This is a genomic window from Flagellimonas sp. 2504JD1-5, from assembly GCF_053618295.1.
This window is the reverse complement of record NZ_JBSIOU010000001.1, coordinates 1364917-1388636: the sequence shown is the minus strand read 5'-3', so window position 1 is coordinate 1388636 and position 23720 is coordinate 1364917. Positions and strand designations below refer to the sequence as shown.

Below are 23720 nucleotides of genomic sequence, written 5' to 3'. Positions count from 1 at the left end.
ACTATAAATCAACTTTGCTGATTATACCTACCAAACTGGTCCCGGAACATACTGGTAAACATCCAATTTGATAATCTTCCATAAGTTTTTTGGCAGTTTCAATTTTAGTTCTTGGTCTAACCGTGACCACTTTTTTTATCATAATATCGGAAACCTTTGAATGGTTATCTTGAATGTTTCCCAACCCCTCGATATGGCTCCATGTTAAAAGACCCACCAAATCTCCTTTGCCATTTTCAATCGGCAGATGGTGAATATTATTCCATTGCATTATAGATATGGCCAAATTCGCAAAATCATCTTCATAGAGTTTCATCAATTTTGTTGACATTATTTGCTCTACCCATTTAAACGATTTTTTTGCCGCATCAATTTTTTCAATATTTGGCCATTGATGCACCGGTAAATTGTTTTGCTGATTGTTATATGTTGCCTTGGTCAATTCCACAAGAGCTGTATCTATCTTCATTTGCTTTCTTAACCTCCTAAAGTTTCTAACTTGCCATTCAGCGCCGGTGCCTCTTTTTGTCCGAGATTCAATTATTCCTAAATAATGATCAATTTCCTTATCTCCAACATTGTACTTTTTTAATCCTTTATACGCAATGGGCAACAATTCTTCACGAATCAGTTTTTTTAAGGTCATTGGTTTACCCAACCAAGACAAGATGGTTTGCCTTCCGTTGGTGGCTGATTTCATAAAATTCAACTTTGCTTCCCTGAAATCCATAATACTTGAAATACAATCATACTTCTCGGGTCTACCAACCATTAAACCGACCCAAAAAGCAAAATTGGCCATTTGGTCGGCTACAGATGGACCCGAAGGAATGTATCTATTTTCGATTCGAAGATGAGGTTTCCCGTTTCCAACCCCATAGCACGGTCGGTTCCATCTGTACACCGTTCCATTAAAGAGGTTGAGTGCCTCAAGTTTAGGAATTGCTCCATTTTCAAGTAAGACCAAGGAATTCTGTTTTATGGGTTTGGTCAAAAGAATGCGATGTGTTGAAATGTCCTCTTTAAAAATCTCCACTACAGAATCTTTTTGCCAATCTTCACCAAAACTTACTCTTGCCACCTGCTCTTTGGGCAAATGACTCCATTTTCTGGTATCCAAACTTTGTTGAAAAAGAGCAATACGGGTCTCTTTCCATAACTCTCTTCCCATAAGCAAGGGCGAATTACAAGAAATTCCGAGAACCGGACCGGCAATGGCCTGGGCCCAGTTGTAACTTTTTATGAAATCATCGGATGAAACCTGAAGGTGCAATTGAAAGCTTGTATTACAGGCTTCGAACAGTACAGAATCATGGTGTAACGACAATTCATCCACTCCTTTTATTTTTAAGGTGAAGTGGTCGCCCCGCCAAGTGGTTAAAACGTCGTTTATTTTATAATATCGGGGAATGGGAGTCATAAAATCTATCCCAAGCTCATTTTTACTTATAGTTGGAAGTATTCCAGTGAGCACCACTTTTGCATTCATTTCATTAGCGCTTGCCTCAGCTTTTGTTAGCAGCTTTCTAAGTTGGTTTTCAACATTTGGAAAACAATTCCGATCTAAGGTAAAAGGGTCAAGGTTGGCCTCCAGGTTATAGCTCGCCAATTCTGTGGTGAAGTGCAGGTCGTTTATTTTTTCGATCAGATCAAGTGATATGGGCGAAGGCCTGAATTCGGTATTGACCAAACACATTTCTTGCTCAGCTCCTACCCTAACGATGTTGTTTTCAATCATCCCTTGCTGTACCATGATCTCCATGGCCTTGATATCATCAATAAGATGTTGCACAAACGCTTTCCGTTCCGCTTGGTCAAATTTGCTTTGTACAATATGTTCTCCCATACCGACCTATTCATTCTGATTTGACATGGTCTAAACTACAAAGTGCACTTGCTTTAAAATATGATACTTGTCATACAAAAGATTGGGCAAGACTGACAATTATCATGTTTTTTGATTGGTTCCAAAACTACTTTTGAACTGTAACAGAAAACAATTATGTGCCAACTAGTTCAAAAATATAATGTCCCTGGTCCCCGCTATACGAGCTACCCTACTGTTCCTTACTGGGATTTGGAAAATTTCTCTGGAAAACTATGGAAATCAAGTGTGTTGAAGGCATTTCAAGAAGATCCTGAAAGCGGGATAAGTCTTTACATCCACCTTCCTTTTTGTGAGAGCATGTGTACCTTTTGCGGTTGTCATAAACGCATTACGAAGCGTCATGAACTGGAATTACCTTATATAAAAACCGTTCTTAAAGAGTGGAAGCTTTATACCCAACTTTTGGGAACAAAACCCCAAATCAAAGAATTGCATTTAGGTGGAGGGACCCCTACTTTCTTTTCCCCAGAGAACCTTAAACTTTTAGTTGAAGGCATCCTTAGGAATGGTAAAAAGGCCACAAATGCTGAATTTAGTTTCGAGGGACATCCAAACAACACAACCAAAGAACATTTACAGGCCCTTTTTGATGTAGGGTTCAAAAGGGTCTGTTTGGGTGTACAGGATTATAGTCCAGTTGTGCAAAAGGCCATAAATAGGGTGCAGCCCTTCGAAAACGTAAAAAAAGTAACCGAATGGGCCCGAGAAATTGGGTATACATCCGTCGGCCATGACATTATTTATGGACTTCCCTTTCAAACTTTGGAAGATGTGAAGGGAACCATTAACAAGACCTATGCGCTTAAGCCTGATAGAATTGCCTTTTACAGTTACGCACATGTACCTTGGTTAAAGGGGAATGGACAACGCGGTTTCAAGGAAGATAACCTGCCTTCTTCGGCCGAAAAGAAAAAGCAATATGAATTGGGCAAAAAAATGTTGACGGATTCTGGATACAAAGATGTGGGTATGGATCATTTTGCACTACCCACAGATAATTTATATACTGCCTTGTTGAATGGCACATTACATCGAAATTTTATGGGTTATACCCCTTCGAAAACCAAGTTAATGATAGGATTGGGTGTTTCCAGCATAGGGGACAGTTGGTATGGATTCGCCCAAAATGTGAAAAGCATTGAGGAATACGAGCACTTGGTGGAACATGGGGTATTGCCCATTTTTAGGGGTCATAGTTTAACCACGGAGGATCAAATAATAAGAAAGCATATCCTTAATCTGATGTGTAAGTTTAAAACCACAGTGACCCAAGAAGAGAAAGAACTAATCGATTTTGATAAGATAATCGAAAATTTAGCTGAACTCCAATCGGATGACCTGGTAACCATTGAGGCCAATACTATTAGCGTTACCAAAAAAGGGAGACCTTTCGTTCGAAATGTCAGTATGGCCTTTGATTTAAAATTGCATCGGAAAAAACCTGAGACCAGGCTGTTTTCCATGACCGTCTAATCTTAAAACCACGACAAATGAAAAGCATCATCGTACCCGTAGATTTTTCAGAACAATCCGAAAAAGCACTTAAAGTTGCCGCCAATTTGGCAAAAGAGCATGATGCTGAACTGCTAGTACTCCATATGCTCGAACTTTCTCCGGCAATAATGAGCGAGTCAGGATATGTGTCTCAAGAACAAGTTGTCCATCTAATTAGAATTGGCGAAAAGAGATTCGCTAAATTCTTGGACAAACCTTATATGAAAGGGGTAGCTATTACCCCGGTCATCAAACATTATAAGGTTTTCAGTGAAGTCAATGACTTAGCTCAAAAGCACAATGCCGACCTTATTGTTATGGGGTCCCATGGTACCGATGGACTAAAGGAGATTTTTATAGGATCCAACACAGAACGTGTGGTTCGCACCTCCGATGTTCCGGTGCTGGTAATCAAAGATGACAACGAGAAATTCGAAGTAGAACGCTTTGTTTTTGCCTGTGATTTTAAGGAGGAAAACATTGGGGCGCTTAAAAAAGCTGCGGAAATCGCTAAGTTGTTTAAGGCTCAGCTTCATTTGGTATATATCAACACCCCTGGAGATGAATTTTTAAGTACAGAAGATGCCTTTACCAAAATTTCAAAATTATTGAACATGGCTACTTTAGGACTTGAAGTAGAGATCTATAACGATTACAGTGTTGAAAAAGGCATACTTAACTATAGTGAATCGGTTGCCGCTGATCTTATTGGAATACCCACTCATGGAAGAAGAGGTTTATCCCATTTCTTTATGGGAAGTATTGGGGAAGATATTGCAAATCACTCGCAAATACCTGTGATCACATTTAAAATTTAAACTTGGTTTAGTTTATTATTTGATTGTTTTAGTTAAACCTAACTCAGAAAAAGGGAAGTAATTACTTCCCTTTTTCATTTGCCATATTACCGGTTAAACCTTTCGAATGCCGCTTTTTCCAACGCTTCTTGATGGTCAGGATGCGTTATAGAAATCAAGGCTTTTGCCCGTTGTTGTAAATTTTTGCCATACAAGTTTACCACACCATATTCAGTAGCTACATGATGAACGTGTGCCCGGGTGGTAGTAACGCCTGCACCTTCTTTTAAAAAGGGTACTATTTTGGACACCCCTTTTTTAGTTGTTGATGAAATGGCAAAGATTGGTTTTCCTCCTTCAGATAATGATGCTCCCCTTATAAAATCCATTTGGCCACCAACTCCAGAGAACTGATAGCTCCCGATAGTATCTGCGCACACTTGTCCGGTTAAATCAATCTCAATGGCGCTGTTTATCGCTGTAACTTTAGGGTTTCTTCTAATTCGGGCCGTATCGTTGGTATAACCGGAATCTCTAAAGTCGCAAATGGGGTTGTCATCGATGAAGTCATACAATTTTCGTGAGCCCACCGCAAAACAACTTACAATCTTACCATTTTTCACCACCTTTTCCTCACCGGTAATTACACCACTTTCAATCAAAGGCAATACTCCATCGGAAAACATTTCGGTGTGAATTCCCAACCTTTTATGGTTATGTAGGTTGGCCAATACGGCATTAGGAATGTTACCAATGCCCATTTGCATGGTGGCACCGTCCTCTATCAAAGAGGCTACATTGGATCCAATTCTTTGTTCTATCTCCGATATTTCTCCAGGCTCATGTTCATGAATGGGGCGATTCACCTCTGTGGCAAATTCAATTTGATCAATATGAATAATTCCCGTTCCATGGGTTCTGGGTACGTTGGGATTAATCTGCGCCACTATTTTTTTGGCTGTACGAATTGCGGGCAGTGCCACATCCACAGAAACCCCAAGAGAACAATATCCGTGTTTATCAGGACTTGAAACTTGAATAAAAGCGACATCCAAAGGCAGAATATTCCTTTTAAACAACCAGGGAATTTCACTTAAGAATATTGGAATGTAACCCGCATTTGGAGTATTTACGCTTTTCCTCACATTTCCCCCAACAAAACAAGAATTTAAAACAAATGCCTGGCTGTACGGTTCTTGCACATATTTGGCCCCACCTTCGGTATGTATGGAGATGATCTCAACATTTTTTAACTCCTTATAACGATTACAAAGAGCGTCAATTAATTCGTTTGGAGTCATTGCCGCACCTTGCAGAAAGACTCGATTTCCTGATTCAACTATGCTTACAGCTTCTTCTGCCGTTGTTATTTTCATTTTCTTTTGTATTGATGTTAACCGATATAAACCAAATTAAGGTTGATGGCATTCTATGTTTGAAGATATCGAATCTGTTGATACCTGCTTTGGGGAAACATACGGAATTCCCAATCCCAATCCTCGTATAATGAACAATACCCCAACAAGGACAACAAATACTGGTATCAGTCTACGCAAGTTTGCTTTCATTGGGTTTCTAAAAAACGCTTTGGAAAAAACCACCGAGGTCATTAATGGAATGGTTCCCACACCAAACAACACCATATACAGACCTCCTTGTAGTGGATTACCATAGGCAATTGCTCCTAAAACCGCCATATATACCAGTCCGCAGGGGAGGAATCCATTTAAAAATCCTATGGTCAGTAAGGCATCTGGCGTCTTTTTTTTGAGTTCAGCTCCCAATTTCGATTTTATTTTGGTCAATATAACATAAATGGGTTTTGATAATTTGTTGGTCATAAAAAACCTGCTTGGTAGCACAACCAGCAGAATCATGACCAAACCAACCGCAATGGACAGCTTTTGTTGGATTCCGAATAAATAAAGCCCCTTGCCCAACAATCCGAACAGAATTCCAATTACAGCATAGGCCAAAAGCCGCCCAGAATGATAGATAAAGACTTGAATGAGTTTTTTGGTATTATTTTCATGATCAAGCGGTAACATAAAGGCAATTGGCCCGCACATGCCCAAACAATGTAAGCTTCCCAAAAAACCCAATATCAACGCTGATGCGAACATGATTTAATACGTTAATCGTTCCTTGAACAAAAAGTTGTTTCCTTCGTACTGCCATTTTACGGTAATGTCCCAGCGACCGTCCACCAAGCGATTGTCAGGTATGAGCAAATGTGTTTTGGACAAACTTAAAGGAAAGTCTACATCCAAATGCTTGTTAGACGGTCTGTAAAGGGACACTGTTCCCGTAATTTTTTTAGGGTCGAATTTTTCTGGAAAAAAAATGGTTATTCCTTTTTTGGATTTGGTTATCGTAAGTTTCGCATCCATGTCCAAAGCTGATTTGGATGCATCGATTTCTTTTTGATAAGCCAACTCTCGTTTGTAATATTCCTCGGTAACCAAATCGTGGTTCGCACTATTGTCAGTGCTCATTCGAACTACAAAGTATAATATGAACGTAATAAAAACGACAAAGGCTATTACTATTCCTGTTCCCCAGTTTATTCTCATCTTTTTGCTTTTTAATTATAACTTCTAGGGGCCAAAAACTGGGTTACCGTGGTCTCTATGAGCTCCTCCCCACTATAAACTCCTATTTTTAACTTGTCCTTATCCCCTGTCAATACTGAATTATTGATTTCTATAAATAAGGTTCCTTCCTCTATTTCCTCAGCGGGCACCTTAAAGCTTTCCTTGGAAACAATGCGTATTGTTCCTTTATGTGACATCAGTTTAAAGCTTACATCTTCAATTTCTTTTGAGGTCTTGTTCACCAATTTATAGGTATACACATTGCTGATTATGTTATCCGCTTTTCGCTCGTACAACTGGCCTGGCAATCGCAATATGTTGGCCTCCACATCATTTCTCAAGAACAACATGCCAACCAAAATACCTGTCAATACAATCAAAACAGCAGTGTAGCCTTTCATCCGGGCGGTAAACTTGAACTTCGATTTCTTGTTTATTTCATCTTCGCTGGCATATCGAATCAATCCACGAGGTTTTTTGATGCTGTCCATAATATGGTCGCACTCATCAATACAAGCTGTGCAATTCACACATTCCAACTGGGTTCCGTTTCGAATATCTATACCTGTTGGGCAGACATTCACGCATTGAAAACAATCAATACAATCGCCGTGACCCAATGCTTCGCGATCTTCATTCTTCCGAAATTTTTTACGTCCATTTTCGCCTTCTCCCCTTTGGTGATCATAGGCTACAACAATGGACTTATCATCGAGCAGTACTCCTTGAAGCCTTCCATATGGGCAAGCAATAATGCAAACCTGCTCCCTAAACCAAGCAAAAATGAAATAAAAGACACCTGTAAAAATCAATAAGGGGACCATGGTTCCCAAATGGGCCATAGGCCCGTCAAAAATGTATCGTATCAATTCATCACTTCCAATCAAATAGGCCAGAAAAATATTGGCAATCAAAAATGAAATGATAAAAAAGATGGTCCATTTCAAGAGTCTTTTACGAATTTTTTTAGCATTCCAAGGTGATTTGTCAAGACGCATCTGTGCACCACGGTCTCCATCAATCCAAAATTCTATCCTTCGGAAGACCATTTCCATAAAAATTGTCTGGGGGCACATCCATCCACAAAAGATACGGCCATAGGCCACGGTGAAAAGTGCGATAAAAATCACCCCAGCAATCATGGAAACCACCACCAAATGAAAATCCTGGGGCCAAAAAGGAAATCCGAAAATATTGAACCGCCTTTCCAGCACATTGAACAACAAAAATTGATGTCCATTGATCTTTAGGAAGGGAGAAGCAAAAAGAAACAACAGAAGTCCATAGCTCACATATTTGCGATACTTGAAAAACCGTCCGCTGGGCTTTTTGGGAAATATCCACGCCCGCTTGCCTTCTTCTGTTATGGTTCCTATGGAATCCCTAAAATTTTCTTGCATTTTGCTCTTTTACTTTTAGGGTCTCGACTGTGCTCGACCTGACAATGACAATCTCCTTAGTAAACCTCAACTATTGGCCTTCGGTATCCACCCAAATCTCTCCTTCCGGAGCTTTGGGGTTTGCCGGTGTGGTGCCTTCCATTGTCATAATATAACTGGACACTTGGGCAATTTCTAAAGGCTTTAAGCTTTGTTTCCATGCTATCATTCCTTTTCCATCACGCCCTCCTTCGGAAACGGTACTGAAGATATTTTTAATTCCACCTCCCAAAATCCAATATTCGTCGGTTAGGTTAGGACCAATACCTCCACCTCCATCGGCCATATGACAGGCCACACAGCTAGCAGTAAATATTTTTTCTCCCGCCGCAAGGTCCGCAGCCTCAGAAAGAAACTCTACGGTATTGGCATCCACCAAATCTTTGGCCGTCTTTTTATATTCTTCAATGGCTAATCTGGCGGCCGCAACTTCTTGTTCATATTCTTCAGCCTGGGTATAATCACCCACCATGTGGAACCTTACCATATAGATTACACCAAAAATGATGGTGCCATAAAAAAGGTATACCCACCAAGGAGGCAAGACGTTATCCAATTCCCGGATACCATCATAATTATGATCCATGATAATTTCCCCCTCTCGTTCTATGGATCTACTTTTGGTGAGGTTTTGATATACCTTTTTGGCCCATTTCCATTCAAGCTTCTTAGTCTTGGAAGCCAAGTATTTTTCCTTTCCTTCTTCAGAAAGTGTTTGAAACATTACATTTTCTATAGCATGCAATATGAGTTCTATGGCAATCAGGATCATTAAGACCAATAGCAGAAAGAATTGCGTAATTGGATATTCGATTATTGCCGGTTTATCTCCAGAATCTATGAAATACTCCATCAATGCGAAAATGAGGAAGAATAATACTGGAATACGTATCCACCATGGTGTTCTTGTGCTCATACTATTTTAGTTTATTGTGTTGATCATTATCTAAAGGCAATTCTCCCATTTCTTTGATGTGTGCTTTGGATGCGGTAAATACCCACCAAAAGAGTAAAACAAAAAACACGAAGAAGATCAAAAGTGAAATCATGGGATAACTGGCGATACCCTCAATACTTTCCATATGGTTTTTTACAAATTTCAACATGGCTTATTTGTTTTGGGATATTAATTCTTCTGTTTCCTTCACTTTGATATCTGTCCCCAGCCTTTGCAGGTAGGCTATCAAGGAGACGATTTCTCGATTGCGCATCTCAACAAAATCCTCTCCATTTTCCTGCGCATATTTTTTATCCGCTTCATAGGTTTTGGCAAATTCAGGATCTGAATACAGGTTTTTCTCAATCTGTTCGGCCTGTTCAGCCATAGACTGTGGTGCATTTGCAATCTCCTCATCAGTATAGGGCACTCCCAACTTCACCATAGCTTCCATTTTGCTTTGGACATCGCTTCTATCATGCTCATTTTGAACTAACCATTGATAGGCTGGCATAATGGAACCAGGCGAAGTAATTTGAGGGTCATACATATGGCTTAAATGCCAATTGTCAGAATATTTTCCACCTATACGTAATAAATCAGGACCGGTACGCTTACTTCCCCAAAGGAAAGGATGATCGTACACAAATTCACCTGCTTTGGCATACTCCCCATAGCGTTCCACCTCACTTCTAAAAGGTCTGATCATCTGTGAGTGACAACCCACACATCCTTCCCGGATGTAAAGGTCCCTTCCTTCCAATTCCAAAGGCGTATAAGGTTTCACACTGGTGATGGTAGGTATGTTGGATTTCACCAAAATTGTAGGCACAATCTGGATGATTCCTCCAATCAGAATGGCAATTGTAGCCAAAATGGTCAACTGTACTGGTTTTCTTTCCAACCAATTATGGAAAGTCTCACCGGCCACTCGTCTTTTTGAAACCTTGGTCAATGCAGGGGCTTCGGCCAATTCATCTTCAACCCTACTTCCCTTTTTGATGGTTACAACCACATTGTAAATCATGATGAGCATCCCCACGATGAACATGGTTCCACCAATGGCCCTCATCCAGTACATTGGAATAATTTGGGTAACGGTCTCCAAGAAGTTTCCATAAACCAAAGTCCCATCCGGATTAAATTCCTTCCACATTAAAGCTTGGGTGAATCCTGCCACGTACATTGGTAAGGCATATAATATGATTCCCAAGGTGCCAATCCAGAAATGCAGGTTGGCCAAATTCTTGGAATGCAAGGTTGTTTTGAACATTTTGGGCACGAGCCAATAGATCATTCCAAAAGTCAGGAAGCCATTCCAGGCCAATGCCCCAACGTGCACGTGTGCAATAATCCAGTCACTAAAATGTGCAATGGCGTTTACATTTTTCAAGGACAACATAGGCCCTTCAAAAGTTGCCATACCATAACCCGTAATGGCGACTACCATGAATTTCAAGGTAGCGTCGCTTCGTACTTTGTCCCAAACACCACGAAGGGTTAACAAACCATTGATCATACCACCCCATGATGGTGCAATCAGCATTATGGAGAAAACAACTCCCAAGTTTTGTGCCCAATCGGGCAAAGAAGAATACAACAAATGGTGTGGGCCTGCCCAGATATAGATGAAAATCAATGACCAAAAGTGAACAATGGACAGCCGATAAGAATAAATAGGTCTATTGGCTGCTTTAGGAACAAAATAGTACATCAATCCCAAAAAAGGGGTTGTTAAAAAGAAGGCAACAGCATTGTGTCCATACCACCATTGTACTAAAGCATCTTGAACACCTGCATATACCGAATAACTTTTTAATGCGGAAACCGGTAATTCCAAACTGTTGAAAATATGGAGTACCGCAACAGTCACAAAAGTTGCCAGGTAGAACCAAATGGCAACATATAGATGACGCTGTCTTCGTTTAAAAATTGTTCCAATCAGGTTCCAACCAAAGGCCACCCAAACCGCGGCAATGGCCAAATCGATGGGCCATTCCAATTCCGCATATTCTTTTGATGTAGTATACCCCAAAGGCAAGGTAATGGCCGCAGCCACGATTATCAATTGCCATCCCCAAAAATTGAAATTGCTCAAGGCATCGCTAAACATCCTTGTTTTGAGCAATCGTTGCGTGGAATAATACACCCCTGCAAAAATTGCATTCCCAACAAAGGCAAAAATCACCGCATTGGTGTGGAGGGGACGCAAACGTCCGAAACTTAACCACGAAATGCCATCCGTTATGTTCGGAAACAAAAACATAAAGGCCAACAAGAGCCCTATAAGCATTCCAACAACGCCCCAAAGCATGGTGGCGTATAAAAACTTTTGTACGATCTTGTTATCGTAGCGAAATTGTTGTATTTCCATATTTATTGGTTTGTACTTTCAGTTTGTTTGATTTCTTGATTTTCCAGAATGTTCTCATCCAAATCAGGTAATAGTTCATCTTCAAAAAGCATTCTTACGGAAGGGGTATAGGAGTCGTCATATTGTCCACTCTTTACCGAAAGGACAAAGGCTGCAAAAAAAATGATGGCGACGCTAATGCTGATTGCCAACAACACATATATAACACTCATACCTATTCTAATCTGGGGGTAAAACTACTTTGATGGTTTCTCGTAAAAAATGACATATGTCAGCTTTTGTTTTTTATTATCGTTGTTGCCAATGGTTGCTTTTTCATAAGGGTCAAAAGAGCCGCTACAATGATGAAATTCTTTCCGATATATTGCCCCAATAGGGTCGGCACCAAAGGTGGTTCTTGAAAAGATTCGGATGGAAACAAGAGTAATGGGGCAAAGGTCAGGGCCATATGAAACAGTGCCACCGCAATGGTCTGTTTTCTCCAGATATTTAGCAACAAACAAAGGCCAATCCCCACCTCCATAATCGCCAGTAAGATGATTGAAAGGGAATCGGGCAAGAATCCAAAAGTCAGCTCATGGATAGTATTTTTTGCCAATCCTTCCGCGGGACTGAGGCTTGGAAAAAACTTTAAACTTCCAAACCATACATACACCACGCCTATACTAATCGCCAAGAGATTTGGCGCTATCTTTTCCTTAATCCTGTAAAGTTTAGCCTTGATCATTTTTATGTTGAGTTGAGTTGAGTTTTTTTCCAATCAAATTTGTCATCAGGGTAGTGAACACTACGATGCTGATTGAGCTTAGCGGCATTAAAATAGCAGCCACAACGGGCTGTAGTTGCCCTGTAACAGCAAAGTATAGTCCAACGAGGTTATAGCAGAGCGAAAGGACAAAGCTCATTTTTATGACTTTTATCGCTTTTTGGGACAGTTTTATAAAAGCAGGTAATTTGTCGAAGTTTGAAGCATCCAAAATGCCATCACAAGCTGGAGAAAACACGTTGATATTCTCGGAAATGGCAATACCAACATCACTTTGGGCCAATGCTCCAGCATCGTTTAAGCCATCGCCGACCATCAACACTCTATTGGATTCTTGCAGTCGGGCTATATACTCCAGTTTATCCTTTGGTTTTTGATCAAAGAGCAATCTGGTTTTTCCGGGCAGTAATTTTTGAAGTCTCTTTTTCTCTCCATCATTATCTCCTGAAAGGATTCCAATATCCATGGATCTTCCAAGTTCGTCAAACAATCTTTCCACTCCTTCTCGATAATTATTTTTGAAAACAAACCTTCCCTTATAGTCCTCATCTGCACTGACGTAGACCGAGGTATTTGCATGGGAAGCCATCGTTTCCTCTCCAACGTAAGCTGCCGAACCAGCTTTGATGCTATGTTCTTTACTTCGCCCTTCAACACCCAAACCAGTTTGTTCTTGAAATTCATCCAAGGTTTCAATATCGTTGGATTTTAAAATGTTGTACAAAGACCTGCTTAAAGGATGATTGGATGCCCGTAGCGTAGTTTTTAGCAATGCTTTTTCATCCTCTTTAAGTTCTATTCCTTCATAACTGACCACATCTTTGTTCGATGTAGTAATCGTTCCTGTTTTGTCAAAAATTGCAATATCCACCTTGGCCAGTCTTTCTATTACATTGGCATTTTTTAAATAAAATCCATGTTTTCCAAATATGCGAAGCATGTTTCCCATTGTGAATGGAGCAGCAAGGGCTATGGCACAGGGACAGGCTATGATCAATACAGCGGTAAATACGTTGAGTACCATGTTAGGCTGGTAGAAAAGCCAAAAAATGCTGGCTACAATCGCTATACTCAAAACCGCTGCCGTAAAACGCTTTCCTATGCTATCCGTTAGTGTTTGAAAATGGGAAGCTTTGTCTTTTTTGAAGATTGAGTTTCCCCATAGTTCGGTCAAATAGCTTTGCGACACAGATTTTAGCACCTCAACTTCAATAACTCCTGAGAGTTGTTTGCCTCCGGCAAAAAGTTTATCTCCGGATTCTTTTAAAATGGCTTGCGATTCTCCGGTCACAAAACTGTAATCAATTTCGGCGGTACCCTTTTGCAAAATGCAATCAACCGGGATGATTTCCTGATTTCGAATCAACAGTCTGTCCCCCATCCCTACTTTGTAAACTTGGATGCTTTCCTCTTTTCCTTTAGCATCCAAACGGGTAACAGCAATCGGGAAATAGGATTTATAATCTCTTTCAAAAGAAAGGAAAGCATATGTTTTTTGTTGAAAGAACTTCCCAAGCAGTAAAAAGAACACCAGCCCGGTCAAGCTATCGAAAAAGCCCGACCCCAAATCAAAAACAATATCGGTGGTACTTCGCAAAAACAAGGTCAATACACCCAAGGCAATGGGCACATCAATATTCAGAAGCTTGGAACGCAACCCTTTTAATGCCGAGATAAAGTAGTCTTGCGAGGCATAAAATACCACCGGAAGGGAAAAGGCGAACATTAGCCAACGAAAAACTGGTTTGTACTGATCCAACCAAAATTCTTCCACCTCAAAATATTCAGGAAAGGAAAGCAGCATTACATTGCCAAAGGCAAAACCTGCAACACCCAACTTATAAATAAGTGACCTATCCTTTTTTTGATTCTTTTTATTGAATTCTTCCAAGGAAATATAGGGCTCATATCCAATGTTGCTTAAAAGCATTGCCAAAGCTTTCAAGGAAAAATCGGTAGTATCATAGGTAACCCGGATGGTCTTTTTTGGAAAATCGACCTGGGAATTTTTAATCGCAGGATGAAGTCGATTCAGGTTTTCCAATACCCAAATGCACGAACTGCAATGTATAGTGGGAATGCTTAACCCAACAACTTGGATATTCTCTTCATCAAACTCAACAAGTTGTTTTATGATTTCCAAGTTGTCCAGGAATTCGTACTTCTTGGGAGTTTGGTTTGGTGTACTACCCGCCCTGGCCTCCAAGTCATAGAACTTAGAAAGCCCGTTGGAGGTGAATATCTCATAAACCGTTTTGCAACCACTGCAGCAGAAATCCTTTTCATCAAAACAAACCTTGTCCTTACCACATTGATCTCCACAATGGTAACATGTCATGTTTGCCATTACATTTGCTTTACCTGTGGCAAATTTGATCTGCTTTTTGATTAAAAAACATGACATTTATCAGTTCTTGTCCAACACTTTAGACCTAATTTTGCCGTATAGGGTAAATCAAAGTGTTATGGAGAGTAGATGCGAAAATTGTATCGTTAGGCAGTTCAACTCCCTTAGGGCCATGAGCAAAGAGGAATTGAAGAAAGTCTCTGACACCAAAACCACTAAAAAAATCAAAAAGGGAGATTCCCTTTTTGAGGAGGGTGACAAATTGAACGGTGTTTATTGCGTTCGAAATGGAGTTTCCAAACTCTCTAAATTAAGTGCAAACGGAAAAGACCAAATTGTAAAATTGGCCACTAAGGGCGAAGTAATCGGTCAGCGTTCCGTAATTGCAGAGGAATGTACCAATTTATCAGCAATCGCTGTCAATGATATGGAGGTCTGCTTTATTCCCAAGGAAAGTATCGTTCATACTTTGCAAAAAAATCCAAACTTTACTTTAGAGGTTTTGCGCCATATGGCCCATGATTTGAAAGAGGCGGATGACGTTATCGTTAATATCTCCCAAAAAACGGTAAAACAACGCATTGCTGAGGCATTTTTATACTTAAAAAACAATTTTGGTGAGGATGATGAAGGTTTTTTGGCCCTTACCTTATCCCGTGAGGATATCTCCAACGTGGTTGGAACTGCTACGGAATCGGCCATTCGAATCATATCTGAATTCAAGAAAAAGGGGTTGATTCACACATCTGGAAAAAGAATCGGAATCAAGGACGAACGCAAACTCACCGAAATGGTTGAGGGCTTCTGAATTCAAATATTCCAAAACCTGACATTTGTCATAGTATCCCCTAAGGCTTCGGCCTAATTTTATTCCATCTTTATATTAGACGGAATGCAAAAGATTCTTATACCTACCGATTTTTCAGAGAACGCATGGAATGCAATTGATTATGCCATGCAGCTGTTTAGAAAAAAGAGCTGTACCTTTTATTTGCTCAACACCTACACCCCTGTTATTCCGAGCAGTCGTTTTATGGCTAAAATGATTGATGGTGTGCGAGTGGTTGATGCTGTTAGAAGTTCTTCTGAGGAGGGATTGAAAAAAACAGTTGAGCGAATAAAGCGTAAATACCGCAACACCAATCATAAATTTAAAACCATTTCATCTTTTAATTTATTGGTAGATGAAGTAACAGAAATTGTAGATGCCAAAGGCATTCAACTTATAGTTACAGGAACTAAAGGGGCATCGGGCATTGACGAAGTTTTTATGGGGAGCAATACAGTTCGAATCATTAAAAGCAGCAAAAAATGTCCTGTTTTGGCCATTCCGCAACATTTTCAGTTTGTAACCCCATCAGAAATTGCTTTTGCCACCGATTTTAATAGATTTTACACCTCATCCGAATTGAATCCGCTGTTGGAATTAGCGGAAATGTTCCAAGCCACCATTAGAATTGTTCATGTTCAATATGGAATTAAGGCCCTATCCGAGTTGCAACAGTTCAATTTAAATATGTTAAGACGCTATTTAGATGGAACCGAACATTATGTGCACACGGTTTCAGAGCTTAATTCCGTTTCACAAACTTTGGAAATATTCTCTCAAGAGCTGGACATCCATTTATTGGCTTTGTTGAACTACCAGCACAGTTATATGGAAAAAATGACCCGTGAACCTGTTGTAAAGCGAACTGCATTTCACACACAAATTCCTTTACTTGTCATTCCTGAATTGGGAATGGAAGGTGTTTCCAATGACTGGGAGGAAGAACAAAGCACGGTATCCAATTAACTTTATAATCGCATAGGGTTTATTTATGGCGGATTAAAACCCAATCCTGGCATGATCCTTATCTTTATGTATTGTTTTAGCAATCGCAATACATTTATGACCTAATGGGGGAACAACAACTTATTGAATGCCACGAACGCATTAAACCGTTTATTCATCAAACTCCTGTCCTTACATCAAAACTTATTGATGCACTTTTGGACGCCAAAGTATTTTTTAAGTGCGAGAATTTCCAAAAAATGGGCGCATTTAAAATGAGGGGCGCCACTAATGCCATCATGCAACTTTCCGAAGCACAACGCAAAAAAGGTGTAGTTACGCATTCGTCTGGAAATTTTGCTCAAGCACTTTCATTGGCTGCACAAAGTTTAGGGGTCAAGGCATTTATTGTAATGCCAAGCAGTGCCCCACAGGTTAAAAAGGATGCTGTGAAAGGGTATGGAGGAATCATAACAGAATGTGAATCTACCTTGGAAGCACGAGAGCGCACCACAAAGGAAATTGAAAAGCGAGAGGGAGCAACCTTTATCCACCCCTCCAATGATGACGAAGTGATTTTGGGTCAAGGAACAGCCTGTAAAGAATTATTGGAACTTCATCCAGATTTGGATTTGGTATGCACTCCGGTCGGCGGAGGTGGCTTAATTGCCGGTACTGCATTGGCCGCCCACTATTTTGGCACAAACTGTAAGGTCATTGGCGGAGAACCCATGGAAGTTGATGACGCCTACCGCTCCTTACAAAGTGGGGTCATTGAAACCAATACCTCTACAAATACCATTGCCGATGGACTCAAAACCCAACTGGGCGATAGAAATTTTCCCATTATTCAAAAACATGTGGATGAAATTATTAGGGTGACCGAATTAGAAATTATCGATGCGATGCGACTAATTTGGGAGCGTTTAAAGATTGTATGCGAACCCTCAAGTGCCGTTGCCCTAGCTGCGGTGGTAAAAAACAAAGAAAAATTTCAAGAAAAAAATATTGGGGTAATAATTTCCGGAGGGAATGTGGACCTGGGTAATCTGCCTTTTTGACTCAATTAAAACTAGACCTATGATTGATGACAAGAAATATATTAGAATGGCCATTGAAACTGCCGAGGTCTCCAAGAAAAATGGAAATCTGCCCTTTGGATGTCTTTTGGTTGATACAGATGGAAAAGTGATTCTTAAAGGAGAAAATACCATAAATACCGACAATGATTGTTTGGCACATGCAGAAATCAATTTGATTCGGGAAGCCAGCAAAAAGTATGATTTCTCGTATTTAAATAGCTGTACCATCTACACAAGTGATGAACCCTGCCCCATGTGCACCTCGGCCATCTACTGGTGTGGTATTGGAAGGTTGGTTTACGGATTGAGTAAAACGAATTACTACAAAATCGTTGGTCGTGACGATCCCAATTGGGTATTTGAGATGCCTGTCAGGGAATTGTTAGAAAAAGGTGGCAGAAAAGTAGAGGTAGTTGGCCCCATGTTGGAACACGAAGCATCACGCCTTCATTCGGATGACTAACTTGAAAAATCACAACGAATCAATCTGATTACATCACAATATCATTCTTCCATTCATAAGGAGCTGGAATGTTGTCATCGTCAATCAGTTGACGGATATCGATTTCTATCCCCCTGCTCAAATCGGTGATGGGAACATCGTTTGGACCCCCTTCAAATGGATTTTCGGTATTCTCACCTATTGCTTCCATGGTATGAAAAACCCAAGCTACCAAAGCACTAAATGGAATGGAAAACCAAACAAAATGTTTGCCAATAAAAAGCTGCAGGTTTTGGGTAAACTCGAAATAGGCAGGACTTGTCTCTAGGTGACCAATTACCTTGTTTCCAATTTCCTCAAAACCTTCCATAATCCCAAAGGGCACTAAAAGAATGAAAATCCAAACAAAAACATAGTTTAGGGTAGCAAATTGCCGAGGATATGGAAAGTTTTTGATGCGCTCACTTTTTCCTTGTAAAGTGTAGAACTCTGTAAGCATTGACATCATTTCCATATGTCGAAAATCTTCAATAAGTCCATTGTTCATCAATTCACCCAACCGTCTAGATTGAATTCCAAGTAACTGTGACGCTTGATTTCCCTTTGCAAAAACCTCATCCATTTCGTGTTTTGAAATATATGGAGAAATTGCTTCCTCAATAGGTATGCTGTCTTCACAAACTGTATATTGACTGGCCCTAAATTCACTATTCGATTTTGAATTTTTAAGGTGCATCTCCCAAGGTTTATCTTTTCGCAGTTGATACCGCAAAGCGGTCAACCAAGCTACATGACGGTGCACAAGTTCTCTTTTGACCTCTTTTAGTTCATCATCACTTTTTGTGCTCTTGGCGTGTTCATTGGTTATAAAATCCTTGACCATAATGGTCCAAGAGCGCGAGGCATTTACAATACCGCCCCATATTTTACGTGCTTCCCACAACCGATCATATGATGCATTGTTCTTAAAACTGACAATGAAGGCAACAGCAGTACCCAACACTCCCAAAGGGAGCCAAGGGATATGAAGCCATTTCCAACGTAGAATGTCAAACAAAAAAACAGGTACGGTGGCTAATACTAAAAAAAGAAAAATATGTCTTCGCGTCCATCTGATAACTCCCCTTATCGGGAATATTCGTCTTGTGTACATGGATTATAATGGTAATGTTGGTTCTTCTACAAAATAGGAAATTTCTAGAAGATAGTACATGGGGTGGTTGCCAAATAAAAAAGCCAAGATTCAAATTTTGGCTTTTTCTTTGCTGTGCGGGTGATGGGGAGTCCAATCCCCACGTATCACGGCACTATATCCCATGTCTTGCGCTTATCAATCCACAGAAAACTAAGTTAAATGATTTTAATTCGTTGTGCTTTTATTCATTTGCTTTACATCAATAAGATCTAGGGGCCTTCCCATTTTGGGATTTTGACCAATGGGCAATCCTAAAATTTTCATAATGGTAGGAGCAACCTGATCAGTAAACAATTGTTCCTTTTTATCTACTTCTCCCATAGCCTCAATTCCCTTCCCAAAAACCACCAACCAAACCTGATCGGCTCCTGGTATTTGTGAACCGTGGCTTTGCCATGTATGTAAGGGTTTTGTTCCCCTGCCATGATCAGTGGTAATAATAAAGATGGTCTCATCTTTATAAAAATCATCTTTTTGGGTAAGGTCCCAAACTTCCTTGATCAAGGAATCTGTATTATTAACCGCCTTCAAATAGGCCTGATAATCTCCTCCATGGGCAAAATCATCCGTTTCACCATAGGCAATATACACCAGTTTAGGATGCTCCTTTTTCATATACTCAAGGGTGTAATGGTGGGTGAAAGCATCCAATCTCACACTGCTCCATGGACTAGGTATTTGTTTTTGGAGTTGATTCAGAAACACTTCCCGTTTGCTCAAATTGCCTTTCGCTGGTTCAAATCCCGCATTGACAGGGATTCCTGAACGCTCTTCATTAACGATATATGGAAAAACGTCCCAACTGCCAAAAGCTGCAACTTTGCCATTTCCATTCTTGGAACTGTTATAACGCTCCAGAACGGTGGTGTTTGGATTGTTGATTTTGGAATTACTATCTATTCTGGCATCATCTGCTTTTCCGGTCAAAATCTCGTTATACCCAGGGTAAGAGAACCACATTGTATTGGTCAGATTCATTTTACTGTCCAAATTTCTGTTTCCGTGCAATTGGCCTAAGTTTACCACCTCATTCCAAAGGAATGGCATCAAAACTTTTCTTCGCTCTTCTGCCGAATCTCTCCAAAAATCATTTTTTAGACCCACGGTATCGCCAACAAATTCCTTGTTGGCCACAAGTAGTGGATCAGCTCCTGTGAACAGTTCTTGCCATCGAAGACCGTCAATGGTAATCAAAACCACCTTTGGAGCATCGTTCTCTTGTCCCAACAAAGTAGATACATTACATATGCAATACAGGCTAAAAAGGAACCTCCCTAAAGTTTTCATCTGGTATTATTTTATATTTAAACTATATTTTTCTCAAGTGATAAGCCTTGGGTTGAACAAATGCTCTTATCCCCTGAAAAGAGAGTGTGGAACCCAGGCCAGAGTTTTTTCGTCCGGACCAAGGCACATTGGGACTCACCCGATCACAACAATTCCAGTATACCGTTCCAGAATCCATTTCTTGGAGTATCGCATTAGCCCTATCCATATTGGAAGAGAACACAGCCGAAGTCAATCCATATTCAGTGTCCTTCATCAATTGAATTGCTTCGTTATCTGAACCTACCTTTTGTATTCCGATTATAGGACCAAAAGATTCCTCTTTCATTACTTTCATCTCATGGTTGCAATTGATCAATAGTGTTGGGGCATAAAAGAACCCTTTCCTTTCCAAACGTTTGCCACCAACCATTAGGACCGCACCCTTGGATATGGCATCTTCAACCTGTTCGTCCAGCACTTTTAATTGTGGTTCCCGAGTTAAAGGTCCAATAAAAGTATTGATGTCCGTTGGATCACCAATCCGATAGGATTCTACTTCCTCTACAAAGGCTTTAATGAATTGGTCATAAATTTTTTCCGAAACATAAACTCTTTCCACAGCACAGCAACTTTGACCATTATTATAAAATGCACCTTCTGCTGCGTTTTTTGCCGCTTGTTCAACATTCGGAACATCGTCTGCAATGTACAGGGGATCCTTACCACCAAGTTCCAATTGTAAGGGCACCATCTTGGGGGCAACCGTTTTGGCTATGTGCAGACCAGTTGTATATGATCCTGTAAAAAAATAACCATCCAAAGGGGCTTCCAAAATGGCCTGTCCAAGGTCACCAGCCCCAATCACACATCGAAACACATCTTCAGGAATTCCTGCCATATGCAAGTACTCCTCGAATTTTTTCCCCGTTAAGGAAGCATATTCCGAAGGTTTGTACAGCACGGCATTACCAGCCACCAAAGCGTATAGAAAAACATTATAACCCACATTATACGGAAAGTTCCAAGCAGAAATGTTGGCAATGACACCTAAAGGTTCATAAACAATTTTTTCATGGGTATTACCTTGTTCTACCAGTATTTCTTCGGATAACCATTTTTGGGCATGGCCGTGCAAATGATCAATTCTGTTGTGTGCCCCATTGATTTCATTAAGTGATTGTTGCATTGGTTTTCCGGTTTCCGATGTCAGGATCTGGGCCAATTCGTTTTTGTTTTCTTGTACCAGTTCCCCAAACCGAACGATACAGCCCAATCTTTCCCCTATCGAGCGTTGCGACCATGCTTTTTGTCCTTGTTTTAAGACATCAACAATCTTCTTTACATCTGCTTGGGTATTTGTATCCAAATTACAGATGATTTCTTCAGTTGCGGGGTTAATGACTTTCATTTTTATGATTTGGTATGTTCCAGAAATGCTTGATACAGCCTTTTTTCATCAATAACCTCGCTTCCAAGGGTATGTGAAAATTCGGGATGCCATTGGACTCCCATGACCTTCCCTTCGGGTTCTTTATTAAACCCTATTGCCTCAATGATTCCATCATCTGAGTATGCGTAGACTTCTAAATCCTTGCCCAATTCCTTTATAGATTGATGGTGCACAGTATTCACCATCGGGTTATTTTCATCATGATAGAGTCTCCCCAAAAAACTGTCCTCCTCAAAAATAATGTGATGTTTGATCGTATCATAAAGTTCAGCCGAGCGATGGTCATCCACTTCTGGTTTTTGTTTCAAGGTATCTTGATATAAACTTCCACCGAAATAGACATTCATTAATTGCATGCCCCGGCATATGGCCAAAACAGGTTTTGAGTTTTTAATCGCATAATCCATGATTTCCAACTCATAGATATCACGTTGTCGATCACCTTTCCATTTGCCAATGGGTGATTCTCCATAGGTTTCTGGAGCCAAATCGGTTCCTCCCTGAAACACAAAACCATCCATTTCATCTAAAATATCGTTTAGATATGCTTTTTCAACTCGAGGTATCAATACCGGTAAAACCCCTTTCTTGGTAACATATCTAGCCATATCCTCTTCTAAGTAATCCAAGGTTTTGGGGCCGAAGACGAGCCTTTCCTTATCGGGATACATTAGACATGATGTGATGCCAATTTTAATCATAGACCAATAAATTTCTATAAAGCTGCTTGATACAATACCTTAAAATCTTCCCTGCTAACGGGTTTGGGATTATTTGGGTGGCAAAAATCTGCCTCCGCCAAAAATGAAAGTTCTTCAATATGGCCTTCCTCAACACCTATTTCGGACAGTTTTATAGGAAGGGATAGTTGCTCATTTAGTGAAAACAAATGGTCGATCACCTTATCGCCTGAATTCGCCCCCAATCCAAATGAAAATGCCATTCGGTCGAACTTTTCTTCCAGTCCCTTATAATTGAATCCCATCCCATAAGGGAGGTTTACAGCATTTGCCAATCCGTGGTGTGTATCCAACAAGCTGGATAATGGATGGGCCAGACTATGTACTATTCCCAAACCTTTTTGAAATGCCACTGCCCCCATAAGGGAAGCCAACAGCATTTTGGCCCTGGATTCCAATGTGGGTTTATGGGTAGCCTCTACCAATGATGCCGACACCAATTGTATCCCTTCCAATGCGATTCCATCGCACATGGGATGAAATCCTTTGGCCACATAGGCCTCCATATTATGTGTCAAAGCATCCATTCCCGTTGCCGCAGTAATAAATGATGGCAGTTCCATCGTGAGCACAGGGTCCGCAAAAACAATTTTGGCCAATAATTTTGGACTAAAAAGAATTCGTTTCTTTTTTGAAACATCTTCCGATATTATCGCACTCCTTCCCACTTCGCTCCCTGTTCCCGAGGTTGTTGGAATACAAACGAAATGAGGCACCTCTTCGGTCACATATTGATCGCCTCCAATAAGGTCATCATAATCAAAAAGATCCCTCTTATGGTTAATTCGGAGTGCTATGGCCCGGGCTACGTCCAAGGCAACGCCGCCCCCAATGCCAACGACACTATCGCGCTGCGTGGCATGGTACTGCTCCCCACCTTGCTCCACATCAGATTTAATGGGATTTTTGTGCATTTCCTTGTACACTTCGACCTGTAAGCCTGCTAGCTCTAAATCCTTCTTTATGGTTTTGAAAAAGGACAGTTCTGCTACATTGGGGTCAGTCACCAACAATGGGGACTTTAAATTTTGGTCCTTTAAGTACAGTGCAAGTTCCTTAACCACCCCCGCGCCAAATCGAATCTTGGTGGGGAAGTTATAAGTGTATGTCTTGTCAATCTCTATCATCAGTA

The 23720-nt window shown here is 40.5% G+C and carries 22 protein-coding genes; 6 read left to right on the top strand and 16 right to left on the bottom strand.

Going from position 1 to position 23720, the window contains the following annotated elements; all coding sequences use genetic code 11:
• Position 1: 1 nt before the first annotated feature.
• Positions 2-1846, bottom strand: a complete 1845-nt coding sequence (locus tag ACULLG_RS06180) for a CBS domain-containing protein (protein ID WP_452125904.1) — start codon at positions 1844-1846, stop codon at positions 2-4.
• Positions 1847-2002: 156 nt separating this feature from the next.
• Here ACULLG_RS06180 and hemN point away from each other — a divergent pair, with 156 nt between their 5' ends.
• Together hemN and ACULLG_RS06170 are read left to right on the top strand one after the other, a co-directional pair.
• Positions 2003-3361 (top strand): oxygen-independent coproporphyrinogen III oxidase, encoded by a 1359-nt coding sequence (gene hemN, locus ACULLG_RS06175; protein WP_452125903.1) that lies wholly within the window; start codon positions 2003-2005, stop codon positions 3359-3361.
• A 17-nt stretch (positions 3362-3378) separates the two neighbouring features.
• Positions 3379-4200, top strand: a complete 822-nt coding sequence (locus ACULLG_RS06170; protein WP_452125902.1) for a universal stress protein — start codon at positions 3379-3381, stop codon at positions 4198-4200.
• 86 nt (positions 4201-4286) lie between these two features.
• Here the strand turns inward: ACULLG_RS06170 and ACULLG_RS06165 are convergent, their stop codons facing one another.
• The 10 genes from ACULLG_RS06165 to ACULLG_RS06120 form a co-directional block, all read right to left on the bottom strand.
• Complete coding sequence (locus ACULLG_RS06165; RefSeq protein WP_452125901.1) at positions 4287-5555, bottom strand: acetyl-CoA hydrolase/transferase family protein; 1269 nt, start codon at positions 5553-5555, stop codon at positions 4287-4289.
• A gap of 36 nt (positions 5556-5591) precedes the next feature.
• Positions 5592-6302 carry a sulfite exporter TauE/SafE family protein gene (locus ACULLG_RS06160; RefSeq protein ID WP_452125900.1) on the bottom strand — a complete coding sequence of 237 codons (711 nt, stop codon included), beginning with the start codon at positions 6300-6302 and terminating at the stop codon, positions 5592-5594.
• A 3-nt stretch (positions 6303-6305) separates the two neighbouring features.
• On the bottom strand, positions 6306-6752 hold the full coding sequence (locus ACULLG_RS06155) for a FixH family protein (RefSeq protein ID WP_452125899.1): 447 nt from the start codon (positions 6750-6752) through the stop codon (positions 6306-6308).
• A gap of 11 nt (positions 6753-6763) precedes the next feature.
• Positions 6764-8173 (bottom strand): cytochrome c oxidase accessory protein CcoG, encoded by a 1410-nt coding sequence (ccoG, locus tag ACULLG_RS06150; protein WP_452125898.1) that lies wholly within the window; start codon positions 8171-8173, stop codon positions 6764-6766.
• A gap of 70 nt (positions 8174-8243) precedes the next feature.
• Positions 8244-9128, bottom strand: a complete 885-nt coding sequence (locus ACULLG_RS06145; protein WP_452125897.1) for a cbb3-type cytochrome c oxidase N-terminal domain-containing protein — start codon at positions 9126-9128, stop codon at positions 8244-8246.
• Position 9129: 1 nt separating this feature from the next.
• Positions 9130-9318, bottom strand: a complete 189-nt coding sequence (locus ACULLG_RS06140; protein ID WP_452125896.1) for a CcoQ/FixQ family Cbb3-type cytochrome c oxidase assembly chaperone — start codon at positions 9316-9318, stop codon at positions 9130-9132.
• A 3-nt stretch (positions 9319-9321) separates the two neighbouring features.
• On the bottom strand, positions 9322-11523 hold the full coding sequence (gene ccoN, locus ACULLG_RS06135; protein WP_452125895.1) for a cytochrome-c oxidase, cbb3-type subunit I: 2202 nt from the start codon (positions 11521-11523) through the stop codon (positions 9322-9324).
• A 2-nt stretch (positions 11524-11525) separates the two neighbouring features.
• Complete coding sequence (gene ccoS / locus ACULLG_RS06130; protein ID WP_452125894.1) at positions 11526-11735, bottom strand: cbb3-type cytochrome oxidase assembly protein CcoS; 210 nt, start codon at positions 11733-11735, stop codon at positions 11526-11528.
• A 59-nt stretch (positions 11736-11794) separates the two neighbouring features.
• Complete coding sequence (locus tag ACULLG_RS06125) at positions 11795-12250, bottom strand: hypothetical protein (RefSeq protein ID WP_452125893.1); 456 nt, start codon at positions 12248-12250, stop codon at positions 11795-11797.
• On the bottom strand, positions 12237-14636 hold the full coding sequence (locus tag ACULLG_RS06120; RefSeq protein WP_452125892.1) for a heavy metal translocating P-type ATPase: 2400 nt from the start codon (positions 14634-14636) through the stop codon (positions 12237-12239). The genes ACULLG_RS06125 and ACULLG_RS06120 overlap by 14 nt, the downstream gene beginning before the upstream one ends.
• 118 nt (positions 14637-14754) lie before the next feature.
• Here ACULLG_RS06120 and ACULLG_RS06115 point away from each other — a divergent pair, with 118 nt between their 5' ends.
• The 4 genes from ACULLG_RS06115 to ACULLG_RS06100 all read left to right on the top strand — a co-directional run bounded on the left by ACULLG_RS06115 (position 14755) and on the right by ACULLG_RS06100 (position 17955).
• Positions 14755-15444 carry a Crp/Fnr family transcriptional regulator gene (locus ACULLG_RS06115; RefSeq protein WP_452125891.1) on the top strand — a complete coding sequence of 230 codons (690 nt, stop codon included), beginning with the start codon at positions 14755-14757 and terminating at the stop codon, positions 15442-15444.
• A gap of 84 nt (positions 15445-15528) precedes the next feature.
• The gene (locus ACULLG_RS06110) at positions 15529-16431 is read left to right on the top strand and encodes a universal stress protein (RefSeq protein ID WP_452125890.1); all 903 of its coding nucleotides are present in this window, start codon (positions 15529-15531) and stop codon (positions 16429-16431) included.
• A 104-nt stretch (positions 16432-16535) separates the two neighbouring features.
• Positions 16536-17471, top strand: a complete 936-nt coding sequence (locus ACULLG_RS06105; RefSeq protein ID WP_452125889.1) for a pyridoxal-phosphate dependent enzyme — start codon at positions 16536-16538, stop codon at positions 17469-17471.
• Positions 17472-17490: 19 nt separating this feature from the next.
• The gene (locus ACULLG_RS06100) at positions 17491-17955 is read left to right on the top strand and encodes a nucleoside deaminase (protein WP_452125888.1); all 465 of its coding nucleotides are present in this window, start codon (positions 17491-17493) and stop codon (positions 17953-17955) included.
• A gap of 28 nt (positions 17956-17983) precedes the next feature.
• Here the strand turns inward: ACULLG_RS06100 and ACULLG_RS06095 are convergent, their stop codons facing one another.
• The 5 genes from ACULLG_RS06095 to ACULLG_RS06075 form a co-directional block, all read right to left on the bottom strand.
• A complete protein-coding gene (locus ACULLG_RS06095) occupies positions 17984-19087 on the bottom strand; it encodes a bestrophin family protein (protein ID WP_452125887.1) in 1104 nt (367 codons plus the stop codon).
• Between the two features lie 207 nt (positions 19088-19294).
• On the bottom strand, positions 19295-20416 hold the full coding sequence (locus ACULLG_RS06090; RefSeq protein ID WP_452125886.1) for a sulfatase-like hydrolase/transferase: 1122 nt from the start codon (positions 20414-20416) through the stop codon (positions 19295-19297).
• Positions 20417-20438: 22 nt separating this feature from the next.
• The gene (locus tag ACULLG_RS06085; RefSeq protein WP_452125885.1) at positions 20439-21806 is read right to left on the bottom strand and encodes an aldehyde dehydrogenase family protein; all 1368 of its coding nucleotides are present in this window, start codon (positions 21804-21806) and stop codon (positions 20439-20441) included.
• A 2-nt stretch (positions 21807-21808) separates the two neighbouring features.
• Complete coding sequence (locus ACULLG_RS06080) at positions 21809-22549, bottom strand: gamma-glutamyl-gamma-aminobutyrate hydrolase family protein (RefSeq protein WP_452125884.1); 741 nt, start codon at positions 22547-22549, stop codon at positions 21809-21811.
• Positions 22550-22563: 14 nt separating this feature from the next.
• Positions 22564-23715 carry an iron-containing alcohol dehydrogenase gene (locus ACULLG_RS06075; protein WP_452125883.1) on the bottom strand — a complete coding sequence of 384 codons (1152 nt, stop codon included), beginning with the start codon at positions 23713-23715 and terminating at the stop codon, positions 22564-22566.
• Between the last annotated feature and the right edge of the window lie 5 nt (positions 23716-23720).

What these genes read in the sequence shown, in the direction of transcription:
- ACULLG_RS06180 (WP_452125904.1), bottom strand. Translation starts at nt 1,846, where the DNA reads ATGGGAGAACATATTGTACAAAGCAAATTTGACCAAGCGGAACGGAAA.
- hemN (WP_452125903.1), top strand. Translation starts at nt 2,003, where the DNA reads ATGTGCCAACTAGTTCAAAAATATAATGTCCCTGGTCCCCGCTATACG.
- ACULLG_RS06170 (WP_452125902.1), top strand. Translation starts at nt 3,379, where the DNA reads ATGAAAAGCATCATCGTACCCGTAGATTTTTCAGAACAATCCGAAAAA.
- ACULLG_RS06165 (WP_452125901.1), bottom strand. Translation starts at nt 5,555, where the DNA reads ATGAAAATAACAACGGCAGAAGAAGCTGTAAGCATAGTTGAATCAGGA.
- ACULLG_RS06160 (WP_452125900.1), bottom strand. Translation starts at nt 6,302, where the DNA reads ATGTTCGCATCAGCGTTGATATTGGGTTTTTTGGGAAGCTTACATTGT.
- ACULLG_RS06155 (WP_452125899.1), bottom strand. Translation starts at nt 6,752, where the DNA reads ATGAGAATAAACTGGGGAACAGGAATAGTAATAGCCTTTGTCGTTTTT.
- ccoG (WP_452125898.1), bottom strand. Translation starts at nt 8,173, where the DNA reads ATGCAAGAAAATTTTAGGGATTCCATAGGAACCATAACAGAAGAAGGC.
- ACULLG_RS06145 (WP_452125897.1), bottom strand. Translation starts at nt 9,128, where the DNA reads ATGAGCACAAGAACACCATGGTGGATACGTATTCCAGTATTATTCTTC.
- ACULLG_RS06140 (WP_452125896.1), bottom strand. Translation starts at nt 9,318, where the DNA reads ATGTTGAAATTTGTAAAAAACCATATGGAAAGTATTGAGGGTATCGCC.
- ccoN (WP_452125895.1), bottom strand. Translation starts at nt 11,523, where the DNA reads ATGGAAATACAACAATTTCGCTACGATAACAAGATCGTACAAAAGTTT.
- ccoS (WP_452125894.1), bottom strand. Translation starts at nt 11,735, where the DNA reads ATGAGTGTTATATATGTGTTGTTGGCAATCAGCATTAGCGTCGCCATC.
- ACULLG_RS06125 (WP_452125893.1), bottom strand. Translation starts at nt 12,250, where the DNA reads ATGATCAAGGCTAAACTTTACAGGATTAAGGAAAAGATAGCGCCAAAT.
- ACULLG_RS06120 (WP_452125892.1), bottom strand. Translation starts at nt 14,636, where the DNA reads ATGGCAAACATGACATGTTACCATTGTGGAGATCAATGTGGTAAGGAC.
- ACULLG_RS06115 (WP_452125891.1), top strand. Translation starts at nt 14,755, where the DNA reads ATGGAGAGTAGATGCGAAAATTGTATCGTTAGGCAGTTCAACTCCCTT.
- ACULLG_RS06110 (WP_452125890.1), top strand. Translation starts at nt 15,529, where the DNA reads ATGCAAAAGATTCTTATACCTACCGATTTTTCAGAGAACGCATGGAAT.
- ACULLG_RS06105 (WP_452125889.1), top strand. Translation starts at nt 16,536, where the DNA reads ATGGGGGAACAACAACTTATTGAATGCCACGAACGCATTAAACCGTTT.
- ACULLG_RS06100 (WP_452125888.1), top strand. Translation starts at nt 17,491, where the DNA reads ATGATTGATGACAAGAAATATATTAGAATGGCCATTGAAACTGCCGAG.
- ACULLG_RS06095 (WP_452125887.1), bottom strand. Translation starts at nt 19,087, where the DNA reads ATGTACACAAGACGAATATTCCCGATAAGGGGAGTTATCAGATGGACG.
- ACULLG_RS06090 (WP_452125886.1), bottom strand. Translation starts at nt 20,416, where the DNA reads ATGAAAACTTTAGGGAGGTTCCTTTTTAGCCTGTATTGCATATGTAAT.
- ACULLG_RS06085 (WP_452125885.1), bottom strand. Translation starts at nt 21,806, where the DNA reads ATGAAAGTCATTAACCCCGCAACTGAAGAAATCATCTGTAATTTGGAT.
- ACULLG_RS06080 (WP_452125884.1), bottom strand. Translation starts at nt 22,549, where the DNA reads ATGATTAAAATTGGCATCACATCATGTCTAATGTATCCCGATAAGGAA.
- ACULLG_RS06075 (WP_452125883.1), bottom strand. Translation starts at nt 23,715, where the DNA reads ATGATAGAGATTGACAAGACATACACTTATAACTTCCCCACCAAGATT.